17 protein-coding genes are annotated in these 15609 nt (G+C 68.4%); 12 read left to right on the top strand and 5 right to left on the bottom strand.

Going from position 1 to position 15609, the window contains the following annotated elements; genetic code table 11:
- The first annotated feature begins 11 nt into the window (after nucleotides 1–11).
- The 8 genes from KLK06_RS30595 to KLK06_RS30560 all read left to right on the top strand — a co-directional run bounded on the left by KLK06_RS30595 (nucleotide 12) and on the right by KLK06_RS30560 (nucleotide 8186).
- Nucleotides 12–1361, top strand: coding sequence for an ABC transporter substrate-binding protein (locus KLK06_RS30595; protein WP_214639123.1), 1350 nt, complete (start codon nucleotides 12–14; stop codon nucleotides 1359–1361).
- Nucleotides 1362–1366: 5 nt separating this feature from the next.
- On the top strand, nucleotides 1367–2233 hold the full coding sequence (locus KLK06_RS30590) for a carbohydrate ABC transporter permease (RefSeq protein ID WP_214639122.1): 867 nt from the start codon (nucleotides 1367–1369) through the stop codon (nucleotides 2231–2233).
- A gap of 116 nt (nucleotides 2234–2349) precedes the next feature.
- Nucleotides 2350–3249 carry a carbohydrate ABC transporter permease gene (locus KLK06_RS30585; RefSeq protein ID WP_214639121.1) on the top strand — a complete coding sequence of 300 codons (900 nt, stop codon included), beginning with the start codon at nucleotides 2350–2352 and terminating at the stop codon, nucleotides 3247–3249.
- Between the two features lie 3 nt (nucleotides 3250–3252).
- Nucleotides 3253–4767 carry an alpha-amylase family glycosyl hydrolase gene (locus tag KLK06_RS30580; RefSeq protein WP_214639120.1) on the top strand — a complete coding sequence of 505 codons (1515 nt, stop codon included), beginning with the start codon at nucleotides 3253–3255 and terminating at the stop codon, nucleotides 4765–4767.
- Nucleotides 4764–5291 carry a carboxymuconolactone decarboxylase family protein gene (locus KLK06_RS30575; RefSeq protein ID WP_214639119.1) on the top strand — a complete coding sequence of 176 codons (528 nt, stop codon included), beginning with the start codon at nucleotides 4764–4766 and terminating at the stop codon, nucleotides 5289–5291. The genes KLK06_RS30580 and KLK06_RS30575 overlap by 4 nt, the downstream gene beginning before the upstream one ends.
- A gap of 108 nt (nucleotides 5292–5399) precedes the next feature.
- A complete protein-coding gene (locus tag KLK06_RS30570; protein WP_214639118.1) occupies nucleotides 5400–5753 on the top strand; it encodes a hypothetical protein in 354 nt (117 codons plus the stop codon).
- 201 nt (nucleotides 5754–5954) lie between these two features.
- The gene (locus tag KLK06_RS62540) at nucleotides 5955–7139 is read left to right on the top strand and encodes a right-handed parallel beta-helix repeat-containing protein (protein WP_214639117.1); all 1185 of its coding nucleotides are present in this window, start codon (nucleotides 5955–5957) and stop codon (nucleotides 7137–7139) included.
- Between the two features lie 270 nt (nucleotides 7140–7409).
- Nucleotides 7410–8186, top strand: coding sequence for a hypothetical protein (locus tag KLK06_RS30560; RefSeq protein ID WP_214639116.1), 777 nt, complete (start codon nucleotides 7410–7412; stop codon nucleotides 8184–8186).
- A gap of 16 nt (nucleotides 8187–8202) precedes the next feature.
- Here the strand turns inward: KLK06_RS30560 and KLK06_RS30555 are convergent, their stop codons facing one another.
- Nucleotides 8203–9027 carry an SDR family oxidoreductase gene (locus KLK06_RS30555; RefSeq protein WP_214639115.1) on the bottom strand — a complete coding sequence of 275 codons (825 nt, stop codon included), beginning with the start codon at nucleotides 9025–9027 and terminating at the stop codon, nucleotides 8203–8205.
- On the bottom strand, nucleotides 9024–9917 hold the full coding sequence (gene sigJ / locus KLK06_RS30550) for an RNA polymerase sigma factor SigJ (RefSeq protein ID WP_214639114.1): 894 nt from the start codon (nucleotides 9915–9917) through the stop codon (nucleotides 9024–9026). Before sigJ ends, KLK06_RS30555 begins: the two co-directional genes overlap by 4 nt.
- Nucleotides 9918–10096: 179 nt before the next feature.
- Here sigJ and KLK06_RS30545 point away from each other — a divergent pair, with 179 nt between their 5' ends.
- Entirely contained in the window at nucleotides 10097–10696 is a 600-nt protein-coding gene (locus KLK06_RS30545; RefSeq protein ID WP_214639113.1) for a dihydrofolate reductase family protein, read from the top strand.
- 97 nt (nucleotides 10697–10793) lie between these two features.
- Nucleotides 10794–11222: a hypothetical protein gene (locus KLK06_RS30540; protein WP_214639112.1), complete on the top strand. Its 429-nt coding sequence runs from the start codon at nucleotides 10794–10796 to the stop codon at nucleotides 11220–11222.
- On the opposite strand, the gene KLK06_RS30535 is transcribed toward KLK06_RS30540, so the two are convergent.
- On the bottom strand, nucleotides 11204–12178 hold the full coding sequence (locus KLK06_RS30535) for a YafY family protein (RefSeq protein ID WP_214639111.1): 975 nt from the start codon (nucleotides 12176–12178) through the stop codon (nucleotides 11204–11206). The genes KLK06_RS30540 and KLK06_RS30535 overlap by 19 nt on opposite strands.
- Before the next feature lie 101 nt (nucleotides 12179–12279).
- On the opposite strand from KLK06_RS30535, the gene KLK06_RS30530 reads away from it, so the two are divergent.
- Nucleotides 12280–12675, top strand: coding sequence for a RidA family protein (locus KLK06_RS30530; RefSeq protein ID WP_214639110.1), 396 nt, complete (start codon nucleotides 12280–12282; stop codon nucleotides 12673–12675).
- A gap of 81 nt (nucleotides 12676–12756) precedes the next feature.
- Nucleotides 12757–13041, top strand: coding sequence for a serpin family protein (locus KLK06_RS63160; protein ID WP_214639342.1), 285 nt, complete (start codon nucleotides 12757–12759; stop codon nucleotides 13039–13041).
- 66 nt (nucleotides 13042–13107) lie between these two features.
- Here the strand turns inward: KLK06_RS63160 and KLK06_RS30520 are convergent, their stop codons facing one another.
- Together KLK06_RS30520 and KLK06_RS30515 are read right to left on the bottom strand one after the other, a co-directional pair.
- The gene (locus KLK06_RS30520; RefSeq protein ID WP_250906273.1) at nucleotides 13108–14412 is read right to left on the bottom strand and encodes an ATP/GTP-binding protein; all 1305 of its coding nucleotides are present in this window, start codon (nucleotides 14410–14412) and stop codon (nucleotides 13108–13110) included.
- A 190-nt stretch (nucleotides 14413–14602) separates the two neighbouring features.
- A complete protein-coding gene (locus KLK06_RS30515; RefSeq protein ID WP_214639109.1) occupies nucleotides 14603–15598 on the bottom strand; it encodes a LacI family DNA-binding transcriptional regulator in 996 nt (331 codons plus the stop codon).
- Between the last annotated feature and the right edge of the window lie 11 nt (nucleotides 15599–15609).

Genomic DNA, 15609 nt, shown 5'->3' with positions numbered 1-15609 from the left:
AGGGTCAGCCCATGCAGAGATCCACAGGACTGTTAGTCGTCACCGTTCTCGGCCTGTCCGCCACGGCCTGTGGTTCGGGCGAGCCCGCCAAGTCCACGTCGGGCGGTGCCGCCCCGGTGTCGATCACGGTGGCCTGCCAGCCGGCGAAGTCCGCGCCCAAGGAGCGGCAGGCTTGGGACGACGACGTGGCCACGTTCATGAAGGCGCACCCCGGCGTGACGGTGAAGAGCACGGACCAGCAGCCGTGCTACGACCCCAAGACGTTCGGCCCCAAGCTGGCGGGTGGCCAGATGGAGACCGTCTTCGTGGTGCCCGTGACCAACTACAACGACGTTATCGGCCAGGGCCAGGCGCTGGACATCACCCCGTACACCAGTGAGATCAAGAACTGGAACGATCTGCGCTCCGACGTCAGGGAGCTGGTCACCAAGGACGGCAAGGTGTACGGCGTGCCCAACGTGCACTACGGCGTGGGCCTGGTCTACAACCGCGCGCTGTTCACCAAGGCCGGGCTCGACCCCAACACGCCGCCCAAGACGTGGGCCGAGGTCCGTGAGGCGGCCAAGAAGATCGCCGGACTCGGCGCCGGGTACGTCGGCTACGGCGAGTACTCCGGCGGCAACACCGGCGGCTGGCACTTCACCCAGGCCATCTACGGCCGCGGCGGCAGCATGGTGACCGACGACGGCAAGAAGGCCGCGTTCAACTCGCCCGAGGGCAAGGCCGTGCTGCAGAACCTGCATGACATGCGCTGGGTGGACAACAGCATGGGCAACAAGCTCCTGGTCGGCTGGGAGTCGCTGATGATGGCGATGGGCAGCGGCAAGGTCGGCATGATGCTCGGCGCTCCCGACGTGGTCACCGACGTCGTCAACAAGTTCAAGGGCAGCGTCGCCGACTACGGCATCACCGGCTTCCCCGAGGCCAAGGCGTCGCTGAGCGGCGGCGAGGCGTTCATGGTCAACCCGAAGGCCACGCCCGCCGAGGCCAAGGCGGCACTGGACTGGATCGACTTCCGCTTCGACACCGCCGGCAAGGGCCGGTTCGACTTCGCCCGCGGCAAGACGCTCGGCAACCCCGTCGGCGTACCCGACAACGACGTCTTCGGGGACTCGGCCACCGGCAAGGCGATCCAGCAGGACCGCACGGCGAACGCCACGCTGCCGGTCGCGAACTACCAGCCGTACGTGGACGCCGCGGCCACGGTCCCGCCGAAGGCCGAGCCGGTACACGCCCAAGAGCTCTACGCCATCCTCGACGTGGCCATGTCGGGTGTGCTGAGCCGCCAGGACGCCAACATCGACAGCCTGCTCTCCGACGCCGAGACCAAGGCCAACTCGATGCTGGCGACCAAGGGCTGACCTGCATGCGTGTTCTCAGGCGCAATCTGACGGCCTACGGGTTCCTGTGCGCGGCGCTGGCGTGCTTCGCGGTGTTCGCGTGGTACCCGATGATCAGGGAGTTCGTCCTCAGCTTCCAGAAGACCACCCTGGTCAACCCGCCCAGCTGGGTGGGGCTGGACAACTTCCTGACCGTCGTCCAGAACCCGGCGTTCGGCAAGGCGTGGCTGAACACCGTGGAGTTCACGGCACTCGCCCTGCTCTGCGGCTACGCCGTGCCGTTCGTCATGGCACTGGTGCTCAACGAGTTGCGCCACGCCCGGGCCTACCTGCGGTTCGTGGTCTACCTGCCGGTGATGCTGCCGCCGATCGTCGCGGTGCTGCTGTTCAGGTGGTTCTTCGATCCGGGGCCCGGGCTGTTCAACCAGTTGCTCGACTTCTTCCACCTGCCCGCGCTGGCCTGGCTCGACTCCTCGTCGACCGCGCTGATCTCTCTGGTCATCGTGGCCACCTGGATGAACATGGGCAGCGCGACGCTGATCTACCTGGCCGCGCTGCAGAACATCCCGTCCGAGCTGTACGAGGCGGCCGAGCTCGACGGGGCCGGCATTTTCAAGCGGATCAGGCACGTCACCATCCCGCAGACCCGGCTGATCCTGCTGCTCATGCTGATGCTGCAGGTCGTGGCCACCATGCAGGTGTTCATCGAGCCGTACATGCTCACCGGCGGCGGCCCGGAGGACGCCACGATGACCGTGGCCTTCCAGATGTACCAGTTCGCGTTCACGCTCCAGGACTACGGCGCGGGTGGCGCGCTCGGCATGATGCTCATGATCGTGCTGCTCGCCTTCGCCGCCGTCCAGCTCCGGTTGACCCGGGAGGACAAAGCATGATCTCCCGGCGAGGGAGTGCCGTCGCCTGGAGGAGGAGCGGCGGGAGCGAAGCGACCAGAGCGACGGGGGAAGGCGGCGGCATTGGGCGACCGAGCCCGCCTCACGGAGTGAGGCAAATGAGCACGCGGGAGAAGAGGGCACCTAAGCGGATCGAGGTGCAGTTTCGCACCATTGTCTCGCCGCACCAGCTCAACAGCAGGTGGGGACGGCGCATCTACTGGACCGTGCTGATCGCGGTCGTCACCGGCTCCACCCTGGTCTTCGTCTTCCCGCTCTACTGGATGATCACCGGCGCCATGAAGACGGGCGAGGAGATCGCCCAGATGCCGCCGACCCTGTTCCCCGCCCACCCCACGTTCGACGCCTTCATCGAGGCGTGGGACCTGTTCGACATCGGCGTGCTGCTGAAGAACACCGCGTTCTACGCGCTGGGCGCCTGGGTGTTCTCCATGGGCGTGGACGTCGCGGCGGCGTACGCGCTGTCGAAGCTCCGGCCGATGTTCGGGAACGTGGTGCTGGGCGCGATGCTGGCCACGCTGATGATCCCGCCGATGGTGGTGATCATCCCGCTGTACGTCACGATCGTCGACCTGCACCTGCTGAACAACGCCTGGGGGCTGTGGTTCCCCGCGGCGGCGAACGGCTTCAACATCTTCCTGCTCAAGCGCTTCTTCGACTCCATCCCGCGGGAACTGGTCGAGGCGGCCCAGATCGACGGCGCCGGACCGCTGCGGGTGCTGTGGTCGGTGATCCTGCCGATCTCCAGGCCGATCCTCGGCGTCGTCTCCATCTTCACCATCGTCACGGCCTTCAAGGACTTCCTGCTCCCGCTGCTGGTCATGACCGACAGCGAGAACATGACGGTCAGCGTGGGCCTGTCGCAGACCGCCGGTGCGGTGTCCCAGAACCAGATCATGGGTGGTCTGGTCATCTCCAGCATCCCGATGATCATCGTTTTCTTCATCTTCCAACGGCACATCATGGCGGGCCTCACCGCCGGGAGCATTAAGGGATAGCGCATGTCGCAAACGTGGTGGCGGGGGGCCGCGATCTATCAGGTCTACCTGCGCAGCTTCGCCGACGGCAACGGTGACGGGATCGGCGATCTCGCCGGGCTGCGCTCGCGCCTGCCGTACCTGAAGGATCTCGGCATCGACGCCATCTGGCTGAACCCGTGGTACCCGTCGCCGATGGCCGACGGCGGCTACGACGTGGCCGACTACCGGGGCATCGAGCCGGTGTTCGGCACGCTGGCCGAGGCGGAGAAGTTCATCGAGGAGGCGCACGAGCTCGACATCAAGGTCATCATCGACGTGGTGCCGAACCACAGCTCCACGGAGAACACCTGGTTCCAGGAGGCGCTGACCGACCGCGGGGCCAGGGACCGGTTCTGGTTCCGCGACGAGCCGAACGACTGGCAGTCGATCTTCGGCGGGCCCGCCTGGACACAGGTCGCCGACGGGCAGTGGTACCTGCACCTGTTCGCCCCCGAACAGCCGGACTTCAACTGGGACAACCCCGAGGTCCATCGCGAGTTCGAGGACGTGCTGCGTTTCTGGTTCGAGCGGGGCGTCGACGGGTTCCGGATCGACTCGGCGGCTCTGCTGTTCAAGTCGGAGACCTCCTACGAGGACCTCGACGAGGTGCACGCGGTCTACCGGCGCTGGCGCGAGATCGCCGACGAGTACGGCGAGCGGGTGCTGATCGGCGAGGTGTGGCTGCCCGACCAGGAACGTTTCACCCGCTACCTGCGCCCCGACGAACTGCACACCGCCTTCAACTTCGACTTCCTGTCCTGCCCCTGGGAGCCCGCCGAGCTGCGCCGGGTCATCGACCTCACGCTGACCACGCACGCGCCGGTCGGCGCCCCACCGACCTGGGTCCTGTCCAACCACGACGTCACCCGCCCGGTGACCAGGTACGGCCGGTCGGACACGACGTTCGCGCACGGCGGGCGCCTGCACGGCGTGCCCTCCGACCCGGAGCTCGGCCACCGCCGGGCCAGGGCGGCGGCTCTGCTGGCCATGGCGCTCCCCGGCAGCGTCTACGTCTACCAGGGCGAGGAGCTCGGCCTGCCGGAGGTCGAGGACCTGCCCGACGACCAGCGGCAGGACCCCATGTACCACCGCTCGGGGGGCACCAACCGGGGCAGGGACGGCTGCCGCGTGCCGCTGCCGTGGGCGGGCGACGAGCCGCCGTTCGGCTTCGGCGGGACCCCTACCTGGCTGCCACAGCCCGAGAGCTGGCGCAAGGTCACGGCCGAGGCCCAGGCGGCCGACCTCGGCTCGATGCTCAACCTCTACCGCACCGGGCTGGCCCATCGCCACGACCTGCTCGGCGACGGCACGCTCACCTGGCTGACGATGGGTCCCGACGTGCTGGCCTTCACCCGGGAGTCCGGCCTGACCTGCGTGTCCAACCTCGGCGCCGCTCCCGTACGGCTGCCGGCGGGCCGGATACTGCTGGCCAGCGGCCCCCTGGAGGACGGCGCCCTGCCGTCCGACACGACCGTCTGGCTAACATCGCTGGAATGAAGCGCCTGCCATCCATGCCACCGGCCCACCTCGACGCCGACGCCAGGGCCCTCTACGAGAAGATCACCGCGGGCCCGCGCGGCACCTCGATGCTCGACGACGAGGGCGGGCTGGTGGGCCCGTTCAACGCCATGCTGCTCAGCCCGCCGGTGGGCGACGCGCTGCAGGAGCTCGGGGCGGCGATCCGTTACCGCTCCGGGCTGAGCGCCCGGGCCAGGGAGATCGCGATCCTGGTCGTGGCCGGTCACTGGGACAGCGCCTTCGAGCAGCGGGTACACGAGGAGATCGGGCGCGGGCTCGGGCTGACCGACGACGAGCTGGCGGCCCTGCATACCGGGGCTCCGCTGGAGCTGGCCGATCCGGGCGAGGACGCGGTGCTCCGCGTCACCAGGGCGCTGGTGACGCGGGCCGACCTGGACGATGCGGAGTACGCGGAGCTGGGGGAGAGCGTGGTGTTCGAGCTGACCACGCTGGTCGGCTACTACACGACGCTCGCGCTCCAACTACGCGTCTTCCGCGTCTAGTCCCTCTCTCTTGAGGTGCCGTTCGGGAGCCCTCCCGAGCGGCGCTCCTAGACTCCATCGCAGGGTCTGGTCGTACGGAGAGAACAAGAGAGGGACAACATGCATCGGATGGCTACAACTTGCCTGGCAATGGCCTTCGCCGCCGTTGCCGCCGTGCCCGTCGCCGCGGTTCCGGCCTCGGCCTCGGCTGCGAAGACGCCGAACGTCAAGGCGTGCTTCGATGGGAAGTGCAAGATCACCATCACCAAGGCGGTGAAATTCCGCATCTCCAGCCGGTTCGGCTTCACCCGGCTGTCGATCGCCCGAGTCGGTTCCAGCGCGGTGAAGGTGCAGGGGACGGGACCCGGTGTCTCCTCGGCCACGACGCTCGGCGCGGGTGGCCACGGGTCGGTCAACAACCTGTCCGTGAAGGTGTCGTCGATCACCGACAAGTCGGCGACCATCCACCTCGCACCACGCTGACCCGTGCTTATCCCCTTCCATCCGCCGCTTGCCGCGAATGCGGCATCGAACGCTTCGGGTTGACACCAAGTTTCGGGCAGGGACGGGGAGTCCCTCCCGGCAGATCGGCATCCTTCCAAGAGGCTCGGCACCGGTGACCGCAGGACGTTCGTACGCCGCGGTCCCCAGGCCGGTTCCGGCCTATCCGGAAGGGGATAGCACGTGCCTCAACCATGCCCACGCCAGATCGGGGGCGCCATAGCACTGACACTGGCCGCGTCCGGCAGCGCGGCGGTGATCATGCCGGTGCCCCCGGCCACGGCCACCCGGGTGGACGCCACCTGCGCCAACACGGTCGGCGACGCCAGGATCATCCAGGCCGCCATCGACGCTTCCAAAGAGGGTGGTGAGGTCGTCGTCAAAGGCCCGTGCCTGATCAACAAGACCATCACCCTGCGCGGCCGCCGGACGTACCGGGGCGATGCCAAGGCCGGGACGGTGATCAAGCAGGCCGACGGCGCGAACCTGCCCGCCATGCTGGCCTCCGAGTCCTGGGTCACCAACCAGCCGTACAGCTCCGACCCCGTACGCATCGAGCGGCTGACCCTCGACGGCAACCGCGACCACAACACCGGCACCGTGGGCCTGATGCTGCGTTCGTGGGACACCCGCGTCTATGACGTGGACATCCTCGGCGCGCCCGCCGACGGCATCCGCATCAGCAACCCGTCCAAGAACGGCACCACGCTACGCAACACCATGGTCAACAGCGTGATCAGCGACGTCTACATCGAGCGGTCGGGCGGCTCCGGGCTCAAGGTGGTCGATCCCGGCAACGCCGTGAGCGACTGGACGTTCCAGCGCTCCTGGATCGGCTTCAGCGGTGCGAGCGCCATCGAGACGGACAACGCGGCCGGATGGACGTTCAGCGACCTGCACGTGTACGCGACGCCGAAGAACGCGATCGACGCCCACCGCTGCTTCGGCACCTCCATCCGGAACAACTACATCGAGGACTTCGGTACGAAGGCCACCGGGAAGCAGACCTATTACGGCATCCGCTGCGACCTTCAGGGCGAGGCCGGCACCACGATCTCCAACAACCGGATCCACAAGTTCGGCGCCGACACGCTGACCCAGTCCAAGAAGACGCACCAGGCACCCACCGGCCAGCAGGCGGACACCCGCTTCGTCTATCTCGCCCTCGACGCCGTGAACTACGGCGCCGGCCACGCCACCGTGACGGGCAACACCATCCTCGGCCACGGCACCCGACAGGAGACCGGCCTGCTGTTCAGGAGGGGCAAGGGCGACAGGATGTCCATCGTCTCGACCGGCAACCTGGTCGATGACGTCGGCATCCCGCGTACGACCGGCCCCGGCGTACGGCTCACCAGCGGCTACTGACCCGGCAGGCAGATGCGTCAACGCCAGGTTGACGTAGTCTCAATCGTCAACCTATGGTTGACGCATGGCATCCGCTAGTCGATTACGTTCCTCATGAGGGGTACGCGCCCGGCGTTCTGCCTCGCCCTCGTAACCCTGATCCTGGTCGCCGTGGTGATCGGAGCACTGTGACCGAACGGAAGGTTCCAGGCATTTCGAAGTGGGCCGATCGCGGACCGGGTCTGGATAGCGTCCTTCTCGCTTGATCATCCACACCTATGGGGGAGCAAGATGAGAAGGACATTGGGATATGTCGGTGCGGTGGCGCTGGCGAGCGTGGTGGCCGCGGCCTCGGTCCCGTCGGCGGCCTGGGCGGAGGCGAAGCACTCCACGGCGGTGGTGAGTGCCGACCGTACCGTGTGGCTGAACCCCGGTCAGACGCTGAAGGCCGGCGACTCCGTACGCTCGTCCAACGGCGCCTATGTCCTGCACCAGCAGGAGGACGGCAACCTGGTGCTGTACCGGGGGACCACGCCGCTGTGGAGCAGCCAGACCGGTGACAGCCCCGGCGCGTTCGCCGCCATGCAGAGCGACGGCAACCTGGTCGTCTACCGGGGTAGGACGCCCCTGTGGGCGTCCAACACCGGTGACAGTCCTGGCGCCCGCCTCGCGGTGCAGGACGACGGCAACCTGGTGATCTACGACGGCAAGACGCCGCTGTGGAACCGCCATGCCACGATCGGCGTGCTCGCCCCCGGCTACCCGCTCAAGCCCAACCAGTACGTCCGCTCCCGCAACGGCGACTACCAGTTGGTCCAGCAGGAGGACGGCAACCTGGTGCTCTACCGCGCCCGCCGGGCCCTGTGGAGTTCCAAGACCGGCGGCAACCCCGGCGCCGTCACCCAGATGCAGAAGGACGGCAACCTGGTCGTCTACCTGGGCACGACGCCGCTGTGGGACTCCAAGACCGGCAAGAACCCGGGAGCCCGGCTCGAAGTCCAGGACGACGGCAACGTCGTCATCTACGACGGCAGCCGTCCGCTCTGGTCCACGAAGACGGGCTCGTAGCCGGGTCCTTGGACGGTCAGTTCCGGAAGGCGTCGGCGTGGTCGGTGACCCACTCGGCGTAGGTGCGCGGGGGGCGGCCGAGGATCCGCTCCACCTCGTCGGTGATCGGGGCCGGCTTCCCGACGCTGTCCGCGAAATAGCGCAGCATGGAGTCGAACTGCTCGCCGCGCATCCCCGGGCTGTGCGCCATCATCGCCTGCTTCGCCAGGTCCGCGCTGATCTCCTCGTACCGCAGCGACCGGCCCAGCACCGAGCCGATGATCTCCACCTGCTCGGCGAAGGTCAGCCCCTGCGGCCCGGTCAGCGCGGGCGCCTGCCCCAGCAGTTCGTCACCGAGCAGCGCCCGGACGCCGACGGCGGCGATGTCCGCCTCGTGGATCGGCGAGGTGCGGGCCTCGGCGTACGGTCCGCGGACGACGTCTCCGGCCCGGAGCTGTGGCACCCAGCGCAGGGAGTTCGCGGCGAAGGCGCCGGGGCGCAGATGCGTCCATTCCTGGACGGCGGCCTCCACCGCCTCCTCCAGCGCCCGGTGGACCGCGGCGTTACCGCCCTCCTCCGGGTCCGCCTCCTCGGCGACGACCAGGGCCGAGACGGTGACGACCCGCCGCACCCCCGCCGCCCTGGCCGCCTCCAGCAGGGCGACGGAGCCGCCCGTGATGTTCAGCACGAGGGCGGACACGCCGTCGAAGTCGGGACGGCCGCTGTCACACGCCTCGACCCCTTCGGGGAAACGGGCCGTATCGGGGGTACGGGTCAGCGCGCGTACCTTCACACCCTTGGCGGCCAGCTCGGCGATGAGCGGCCGGCCGATGTTGCCGGTGGCTCCGGATACCAGAATCATACGGTGCCTCTTTCCAGGTGGGAGAGTTTGTCAGGGTTCGTCACGGCGTAGATGCCGCATACCTGATCGCCGTCGGGGTCGAGATCGAGGACGATGACCGCGAACGGCGTGTCACCGGACAGCAGCAGCGCCGACGGATCGCCGTTGACCGTACGGAAACGGATGTTGAGGTCAGAGACCGGCCGCCGGGACGCGTTGCCGACGATGATGCGGGCGATCTTGTCCCGCCCGTGGACCGGACGCAGACCGGCCGCCCGCGCCTTGCCCCCGCCATCGGCCCACATGATCACGTCCGGCGCCAGCACCCGCATGAGCGCGTCGAGGTCGCCACCGGCGACGGCCGCGATGAACCGCTCGGTCACCTCCTGCCGAACCTGCGGGTCGGCCTGGTAGCGCGGGCGCCGGGCGTGCACGTGCTCGCGGGCGCGATGGGCGAGCTGGCGGATCGCCGACGGGCTGCGGTCCAGGATGCCGGCGATCTCGGTGTGGGCGTACCCGAAGACCTCGTTCAGGACGAACACCGCCCGCTCCAGCGGCGTGAGCGTCTCCAGCACCACCAGCAGCGCCATCGACAGCGATTCGGTCCGCACCGCCGGATCCACGGTGTCGGGCCGCTCGGTGATGAGCGGCTCGGGCAGCCAGGGGCCGACGTAGTCCTCCCGGCGGCGGCTGATGCTCTCCTGCCGGGCCAGCGCCCGGTTGACCGCGATCCGCACCAGGTACGCGCGCGGGTTGACGATCTCCTCACCCGCCGCGCTCCTGGGCGCCCAGGCCAGCCAGGTCTCCTGCAGGACGTCCTCGGTGTCGGCGACGCTGCCCAGCATGTTGTAGACGATCGAGAACAGCAGCTCGCGATAACCGGTGAAGACGCTCGTCGCCTGCTCGCTCATCGTGTGCTCCTCCTTCCGGGGTGCGGGTTCATCAACTGAGAGCGGCGCCGCACCCCGGAGTGTGACCCGATCCCGGCAAATGTGACCGGCGTCTCACCGAGTATGTACAGAATGAGAAGACGGCTCCGACTCTTCCGTGAGCGGCGCGAGACGAGCGCCGGAACGTGGGAGGCAGTGAGATGAGCAAGGTCACCTGTGACATGGCGATGTCCCTCGACGGCTTCGTGGCGGGACCGAACCAGACCCTGGAGAATCCGCTCGGCGAGGGCGTGGAGGAGCGCCTGCACCGCTGGATGTTCGACGAGCCCGAGGCGCACGCGGCGATCATCGAGGGCATCACCGCGGCCGGGGCCTTCATCATGGGCCGCAACATGTTCGGCTCCGGCCGAGACGCCTGGGACCTGGACTGGAGCGGCTGGTGGGGCGACGAGCCGCCGTACCACGCGCCGGTCTTCGTCCTCACCCACCACCCGCGCGCGCCGCTGCCGATGAAGGGCGGCACGACGTTCAACTTCGTCACCGAGGGGATCGAGGCGGCCCTGGCCCAGGCACGCGAGGCCGCCGGCGACCGCGACGTCGCCATCGCGGGCGGCGCGCGGACGGTGAACCAGTACCTGGCGGCGGGGCTGATCGACGAGCTGCGCCTGCACGTCGCGCCGGTGATCCTGGGCAGGGGCGAGCGGTTGTTCGACAACGTCGGGGACATCACCCTCGAACCCGTCGGCGACGTGTCGGGCACCGGCCTGGTCACGCACCTGAAATACCGTGTCATCCGGTAGCCAGGCCGCGGTACTGGCGGACTCCTGTTGGTCGTGCTTGCGTTGGGGGCGATGGTGCAGCGCTCTCCAGGAGGACTCCATGAGTATCGTCAGGAGGATGCGGACCTGGGCCAAGCGGGTCCCGCAGGAAGCAGCACCCACGGGGGACCGGAATGAGGCCGAGTTGGCCGCCACTCGCGAGGCGGCTGAGCGCTATGCCACCGCGCAGGCCAACATTGAGAAGCTGGTCGCCGAGGGAGAGCAGCGCGCGGCGAACGCCGAGCGACGCGCCGCCAAAGCGATGAGCCAGTTCAAGGCTCCCCGTCTCGCAGCCGAAGAAGAAGCCGCCAAAGTGCTGGCTGATGCCCGCAGGCAGGCTGATGAGATCGTCTCGGTCGCCAGAGCCGAGGCTGAGCAGGAGCAGATCACCCGGAGCGCGCTGGAGGGTGAGTTGGCCGCGGCCCGAGCGGAAATCGCCCGGCTCCGTTCGGAGATCGAACGCGCCCGCTCCGCGGAAGGCGACAACTCTCAGGATGACACTCCGTAGCGGGCGGCGATCGCGGCGGCGCGGTTGTGCAGGGAGGTGCGCAACCACTGCGGGGCCAGGGCTTCCGCGTTCGTGCTGAGCTGCCACAGCGCCCATTCGGCGTGTCTCGGATCTTGGAAGGTCACCTCCAGCCGCAGCCAGCCGTCCGCGTCGGTTTCTTCGACGTAGACCGCCAGCGCGGTGCCCACCAGGTCCTCCCGCCGCGCCGGGTTCACCCGTACCAGCACGGTGACCTGGTCGCCACCGGTCCGGAACCGCGTGCTGCGTTCGTGCCAGGCCCGGTCCAGATCGACCCGGTCTGGTCGCTGTGCGGGTTCGGCGAGTTCCTTGGCGGCCAAGACCCGGGACAGCCGGTAGGTGCGGTCCGCGCCCGACCTCGTGGCCAGCAAGTAGCCCCGGTCGCGGATGGTGACCAGGCCGATCGGGTCCACCGTGCGCCACTTCGGGCTCTGGTCCACAGCCGCGTAGTGGATCTGCAGCTTGTGTCCGGCGAACACCGCGCGCAGGACCTCGGCCGCTATGGCATCAGGCACCTCCTCAGCGACCAGCCGACGCGAGAGGAGGTCGGTCTCCGGGTCGATGAGCAATCGCTCGGCCGCGCCGGCCGCGGTGTCCCGATAGCTTTCGGGTAGCGCGTCCACCACCTTGAGCATCGCCGAAGCGAGCGCCGAGCCGAGGCCGAACGCCTGTGCGCCGCGCCGCGATCCGGCGACCAGCAGGGCAAGGGCCTCGTCGGGGTTCAGTCCGGTGAGCTCGGTCCGGAAACCGGGCAACAACGCGAATCCGCCGTGCCGGCCGCGTTCGGCGTAGACCGGGACGCCGGCCGCGGACAGCGCCTCGATGTCGCGCAGCACGGTGCGGGTGGATACCTCCAGCTCGCGGGCCAGCGCGGTCGCGGACAGCCGACCGTGCTGCCGCAGCAGCAGCACCAGCGAGACCAACCGGTCGGCGCGCATACGAGAACGCTACCGAAATACACGACACAGGATGTCGTGATTTGTTGGGAGGCTCATTAACGCGACCAAGCCGATACGAATCGAATGGAGCTGATGTGGCAATGGAGCGAACTGCGGTCAACCCGTGGGCGTGGTCGGTGGAGATGGGGTACAACCAGGGTGAGATCGTCTCCGGACACACCCGGACCCTCTACTGCGCCGGGCAGACCGCGATGAGCGGCGACGGCAAGCCCCAGCATGCCGATGACATGGCGGCGCAGTTGGCGCTGAGCCTCGACAACCTGGAGGCCGTGCTCGGCGAGGCCGGCATGTCCCTCGCGAACCTCGTCCGGCTCAACGTCTACACCACCGACGTCGATCGGCTCTTCGAGCACTACGGCGTGCTGGCGTCGCGGTTGGGCGCCGCCGGGGTGGCACCGTCCACCACGATGCTCGGAGTGACACGGCTGGCGATCCCCGACCTGATGGTCGAGCTTGAGGGGACCGCCGTCGCGTAATGCGACCTCGCCGCCTCCGGCAGGGCTGCCGGAGGCGGCACGAGTAGGAGGCAAGGGGGTGATTTAGACGCCGTCACCGACATCTCCCGCGGCCACTTTCCCGCCATCAGCGACCAGCCCCTGGCCATCTCAGCCGCTGCGCAAAGCTGCACCGCCGGCTTCCAGGCTGACGGCTTCGAAGCGGCCGCCGTTACCTCCTTCGGCGCCGTGGCGTCCGGCGTCCCTCCCCGACCTCACCACCGCACCAAGCGGATCAGCGTCGCGTTTGACCGACCCTTCGGCTTCCTCAACATCGACCGCAGAACACGCCTCATCCTCACCGCGGGCTGGATCGCCGAACCACCGGCCTGGACTGAGCAATGGTGAGGTTCAAGATCTGACACCTGCATGTGTCCGCAGACCTGGACGTCTCGCCGTACGCTCCCTGGACCGCTACACCCGGCCCGCCGTCCTTTCTCTCCGACACTGCTCATGCGTCGCCCCGGTGGCACGCTGCTCGACTTCAATCGCCATGCCGCCGAGCCCGAGACGCGGCACCCCGCCATATCGGCCGCGCAGATATCCGCGCTCCAGACTCTCGCCCGCGCGCACGCCCACCGAAGTGAGCGGGTAGAGCTCGGACTCGCCGGTCTTTTCTTTCTCCGTGATCCACACCTGCTCCCGGTCCAGTGGGCGCTCGACGTGAGCATTGCTCAGCAACGTGGCATCGTGTCCGGTGAACACGAGTTGCGCGCCCAAAGGACTGGCGACAGGGTCCTTGAACAGCCGGACTACCTCGGCAACCACCAGCGGATGCAGGCTGGAGTCGAGTCCGTCGACCAGCAGCACCGCTCCGTCGTTGAGTGCTTTGAGCAGTGGTCCCAAGAGCGCGAACCAGGCGCGCGTGCCGAAGGACTCCTGGTGGTGGAGGTCAAACGGCACCGGGCCGTCCTTGCCGTGATGGAGGAGGGTGACCCGGTCTTTGACCTCGACCCCGCTCACTCCCAGGTCGGTGACAGCCATCAGTCCCTCGACACGGTCACGGAACTCGGGATTCAGGAGATGGAATCGGGGGCAGGGGTCGCGGTTGTCACCCGAGCCGACCAACCACAGGTTGTCCTTGAACCAGTCGTGCACCGGCATCAGTTGCTTCATCTGCAGCGATCCGGCTGCTGTGAGGAACAGCGCGTTGGGCCGGGTGTATTCGACCACCGGCTCCTTGGCGCCCTTCAGCCGGTCGCTGGGAAACCGGTACTTGTCCCCGTCACGGTCGAACCACACTTGCCGGCGGGGGCTCCCCTGCGGGAAAGCATGCAGCCATTCGGTCTCCACCCGCTCGTCGGACACCTCGAACCCATAGACGTATCGGTCCTCTCGAATGACCATGTCGACCTCGAACAATGAGGTTTCGTTCTTCGCCTTGCGATCCAGGGCGAATGGTCGCCGTGGCACGCCTTTGAGCCGTGCCCAGTCGGCCACCGAATCGAGAACGGCGTGGCGCATCCAGCGCATGGCATCGAGCACATTCGTCTTGCCGGAGGCGTTGGCGCCGAAAACAGCGGCTACCGGGGAGATCCGAAGGCCCTCGACGGTGCGGGCCGAGCGGTCACCTCCGTCGGGAACCAGTAGTGACAGCTCGAACTCTCCGCGAAACGACAGGACGTTCGCCGCTCGGAACCTTGCCAGCATGTCCGAGCCTCCCACGTTGATGACATCGTCATGGCCCGAGGCCGCCTGATCCGGGGCATGGGTAATCAAGGTTCCCTGGAAGTGGTCAACCGCCGGGGGCGCGGGGGCCGGCAGGCCCCCGCCGGATGGCGAAGCCCCGAGGGAGACAGCCCGAGCGAAGAGCGAGGACCATGCTGGTAAAACGGGGGGCGTCAGCCCCCGGCAACACAGCCCGACTCCCCAAGGCGCGAAGCGCCCGATAGAGGGGAGGTCCTTGCTTTTAGGCGGACTCGCGGACGATCAGCTCGGTGGGCAGGATGATGGGCTCGGCGGAGCCGCCGGTGAAGAGGCCCAGCAGCAGTCGCACCATGGCCGCCGCCTGCTCGGCCACCGGGTGTCGCACGGTGGTCAGCGGTGGTTCGGTGTACTTGGCGGCCTCTATGTCGTCGAAGCCCACCACCGCCACGTCGTCCGGCACCCGCCGTCCGGCCAGGCGGAGTGACTGCAACGCCCCCACCGCCATCAGGTCGTTCGCCACGAAGACGGCGTCCAGCCCGGGGTCGTCGCCCAGGAGTTGGCGCATGGCCACGGCGCCGGACTCGCGGGTGAAGTCGCCTACCGCGACGATGGAGCGGCGGTCGGAGTCGCGCAGGATGTTGCGGTAGCCCGTCAGGCGGTCCTGGCCGCCGATCATGTCCTGGGGGCCGGCGATCGTGGCGATGCGGCGTCTGCCCGACTCGACCAGGTGGCGGACCGCTGACTCGGCGCCGCCGACGTTGTCGTTGTCGACGTACGGGATGTCGATCGGTACGGCGGGTCTGCCGTACGAGACGACCGGGACGCGCAAGCGGGACAGTGCGGTGGGGAGCGGGTCGGCGCCGTGCATGGAGATGAGCATGACGCCGTCCACGTGGCCGCCCGCGATGTAACGCTCCACGCGCGCGTGGCTCTTGGCGGAGGAGGCCAGCATGAGGACGACCTGCTTGTCGGCCGCCTCCAGCTCGACGCTGGCCGAGCGGATGGCCGTGGCGAACATCGGGTCCTCGGAGAACACCCTGGTCGGTGGCTCGGAGACGACCAGGGCGATCGAGTCGGTGCGCTGGGTGACCAGGCTGCGCGCCGCCGGGTTGGGCAGGTAGCCCAGCTCGTCGATGGCGCGCAGCACGGCGTCGCGGATGTCCGGCGCCACCGTCGTCTGCCCGTTGACGACCCGGGACGCGGTGGCGCGCGAGACCCCCGCACGTGCGGCGACCGCCTCCAGCGTCGGCCGCCTCATGGCCGCGCCGA

The organism is Nonomuraea sp. NEAU-A123 (genome assembly GCF_018603905.1).
GTDB lineage: Bacteria > Actinomycetota > Actinomycetes > Streptosporangiales > Streptosporangiaceae > Nonomuraea.
This window is presented reverse-complemented; position numbering and strand designations above follow the sequence as displayed.